3 protein-coding genes are annotated in these 1,762 nt (G+C 60.6%); 2 read left to right on the top strand and 1 reads right to left on the bottom strand.

Annotated elements, in window-relative coordinates:
* The coding region (locus U9R81_RS00005; RefSeq protein WP_322493498.1) for a double zinc ribbon domain-containing protein at positions 1 to 216 on the bottom strand (216 nt) is incomplete at its 3' end.
* Positions 217 to 340: 124 nt separating this feature from the next.
* Here U9R81_RS00005 and U9R81_RS00010 point away from each other — a divergent pair.
* Positions 341 to 517, top strand: coding sequence for a DUF2256 domain-containing protein (locus U9R81_RS00010; protein ID WP_322490322.1), 177 nt, complete (start codon positions 341 to 343; stop codon positions 515 to 517).
* 130 nt (positions 518 to 647) lie between these two features.
* Positions 648 to 1,505: a deoxyribonuclease IV gene (locus tag U9R81_RS00015; RefSeq protein ID WP_322493499.1), complete on the top strand. Its 858-nt coding sequence runs from the start codon at positions 648 to 650 to the stop codon at positions 1,503 to 1,505.
* Positions 1,506 to 1,762: the final 257 nt, after the last annotated feature.

Raw genomic sequence — 1,762 nt, forward strand, 5'->3', positions numbered from 1 at the left:
CCGGCGGCGGCGGCCATACTTGAGCAGGTGGATCGCCGCGACCAAGCTGCCCTCATAGCGAAACGCCACCCACGCCGCGTCAAGGCCGGCTGGCGGCGGGAAGGGCGGATAAGGCCGCAACCGCGCCCGGCATGCTGCGCAGAAGAGGTCGCCGGTCAGCCGCCGGCAACCAGCGCAGCGATCGGGAAAGAGCCAGTTGAGGAGGCGTTCAAGCATAGGGTTGACACCACGATAAACCTGTACGACGATGATCAGAGACACACACGATGCGCAGCGCCGGACGGCCCGCGCCTTACTTGCTCTATTGATGAAACCGTGGCAAACCGGCAAAGGATTCGCTATGGCGCGCACCAAACTCACCACTGCGACTGCCAACACTCCCAAACGCAAAGGCCAACTGCCGACCAAAATCTGCGCTACTTGCGGGAGACCGTTTGAATGGCGCAAAAAGTGGGCGCGCTGTTGGGAAGAGGTGCGCTACTGCTCGGATCGCTGCCGGAATAGCGCGCGGCGCTAAATGCTCGCCGAAGACACGAACTCTCTGCGTCCGCAACCTTCCCAGCGGGATACCCCAAGCGCTGCCGGCAAGCCGTGATATAATTGCAATATCCGGTACTCGCCGGCGGAAACGGATGGGGACGACAAGTATGCCGCGATTCGGCGCACACATGTCTATTTCGGGTGGCGTCTCGAAGTCGTTTGCTCGCGGAGAATCGGTTGGGCTTGAGGCGATGCAAATCTTCGCCAAAAACGAACGGCAGTGGACGGCCAAGCCCATCCCGGCGGAAGAGGCGGCAGCCTTTCGCGCCGAGCAGGAGCGCACCGGCATTCACCCGGTGGTCGTCCATGATTCCTATCTCATCAACCTCGCCGCCCCCGCCGATGAACTGCGCGAGAAGTCAATCGCCGCGTTTGCCGACGAGTTGGAACGCTGCGCGCAGCTCAATATTCCGTACCTCGTCACCCATCCCGGCGCGCATACTGGAATTGGCGAAGAGGCCGGATTGGCCCGCGTCGCCGATGCGATTAATCGTCTGTTGGCGAAAGGGGTCGGCGGCCCAACCATGATCTTGCTTGAGACGACCGCCGGGCAGGGCACCGCACTCGGCTACCGCTTCGAGCATTTGGCGCGCCTGTTTGAGTTGATCCCCCACCACGACCGGTTAGGGGTGTGCGTTGATACCTGCCACATCTTCGCCGCCGGTTACGACATTCGTGACGAAGCGAGCTATCACGCCACCTTTGCCGAACTTGACCGGCTCGTCGGGATCGAACGAGTCAAGTGTTTTCATCTGAACGACTCGCAGAAGGATGTAGGCAGCCGGGTTGATCGCCATGCTCATATCGGCCAAGGCTGCATCGGCGTCGAAGCCTTTCGCATGCTGGTAAACGATCCGCGCTTCGTTGATCTGCCGATGATCATTGAGACACCCAAAGGCGAAGATATGGCGGAAGATCGCATGAATCTGGCCCTGTTGCGCTCACTGGTGCAGGCCAGTCACTAATGTTGGTTCAGATGACGGCAGAGCGCCCTTATGATACCGTCCCAAAAGCCGGCATCGACGCAGCTCAATAACGAACATTGATTCGGATTCGCGCCTACAAATTGGGGAGCACACGGTTATGTGGCGTAAGTTGCTGTTGGTTGTTCTCCTATTCGGCATTGGGTACCTGATTTGGCGCCGGATGCAGAGCAGCAGCGAGGCGATGCCTGCGCTACCGCTCACCCCGCCGGCCAGCCCGCCGCCGGCGCCGGTGATGC

This window comes from Chloroflexus sp., from assembly GCF_034435895.1.
Classification (GTDB): domain Bacteria; phylum Chloroflexota; class Chloroflexia; order Chloroflexales; family Chloroflexaceae; genus Chloroflexus.

Excerpts from the sequence above, each read along its gene's own strand:
- U9R81_RS00015 (WP_322493499.1), top strand. The coding sequence starts at position 648 with ATGCCGCGATTCGGCGCACACATGTCTATTTCGGGTGGCGTCTCGAAG.
- U9R81_RS00010 (WP_322490322.1), top strand. The coding sequence starts at position 341 with ATGGCGCGCACCAAACTCACCACTGCGACTGCCAACACTCCCAAACGC.